The 1251-nt window shown below is 27.0% G+C and carries 1 protein-coding gene and 1 pseudogene; both read right to left on the reverse strand.

What is annotated here, in order from left to right:
- Window positions 1–374: 374 nt before the first annotated feature.
- A complete protein-coding gene (locus BAZSYMA_RS04640; RefSeq protein WP_090716131.1) occupies window positions 375–890 on the reverse strand; it encodes a hypothetical protein in 516 nt (171 codons plus the stop codon).
- Window position 891: 1 nt separating this feature from the next.
- Window positions 892–1251, reverse strand: a pseudogene (locus BAZSYMA_RS09945) (hypothetical protein); the annotation flags it as partial.

Raw genomic sequence — 1251 nt, forward strand, 5'->3', positions numbered from 1 at the left:
AGGCAGAGCTTTAATACCTTGGTTGTCTTTGCCTAAATGTCTAAGCCAGGCACTGTGTTTTGTCCTATTTTAATAAACATCAAAATGAAGCATTAAAAAAGTTGTTTTCATACAAAAACTCCTAAATTTAATATAAACCTATTTATATGAATTATTATATAATAATTCATATATTTTAGTCAATGATATATAGGATATTATTTACTATTTAATATACGTTCATTTAAAATATAAGGATAGTTATAGCAAGAGTTGTTATTTTATCGAAAGAGGAACCAAAACGGAGTAAACGGGTTGGCGCTATGATTTTTTAGAGAGGACTTTACACAATCTGGTTTACAGGGTCTTGAAATGTGTCTAAGTTGATTGGACCATTACAAAGTAGCGTCCCGTTTTTTTATTATTAAATCAAGAATAAAGTTGCTTTTTTCCTTAATAAACTCAAGGGGTGCATTATTTTTTAGACCGTAGCATTTTTGTTTGTTTTTATCAAAATAATACAGATAAAAGGTTTTAAAAGTTTGGGTATTTTCAAAATTATCAGGATAGAAAGAGTCAATATCAAAATATACATCATCATACAACTCACACAAAACATCGCAGTAAAAATCTATAGGCACATCTCTTTCAATAAACCAGTTTGTATTTTCATAATCCATATCATTAGGATAGAATTCCATTGAATAAGCCTTATTGTAATGCTTTAAAACCTTAAGTGAAAAGTAATTATCAATCTTAATTACAAAATGAGCATTTAAGATTTTCTTTTTTGAAATACCAAATTTGTTATAAATTAATTGATAATCTTTAAATCCTATTCTTTGCATTTTTTTCATAAAATAATTAGCCTCATATAAAGATTTTTCATCTTGTTGTTTTAAGTTATTCATTTTATTTACTTGGTGGTATCATTAATTTACCATCAGTGCTTATTTTAAAACCCTTACTTTTCAAATAATCTATTTCTTTTTTAAAATATCCTGTGTTTATATTGGGGTTTCTCGGATTATGAGATAATTTTATTTTATTATTTTTAGCAATAGCTCTGTCTAGAAACTTTTTATTAGCCCCCCATTTCTGAGAGTCTGTCATTCTGTCCCAAATTTTTTTGGGAATGTCAAAATTTCTATAGTTATTTTCTTTAGCAACATTCGCATAGTTCGGATTTTTAGTTTTTCCTAAAACTATTGTGTCAGAATTTCTTTTGGATGGTTCTATAACTTTTTGTCCCTTAGCAGTTTTTTTCAACTT

The sequence above is a fragment of the Bathymodiolus azoricus thioautotrophic gill symbiont genome, from assembly GCF_001298715.1.
In the GTDB taxonomy this organism is placed as follows: domain Bacteria; phylum Pseudomonadota; class Gammaproteobacteria; order PS1; family Pseudothioglobaceae; genus Thiodubiliella.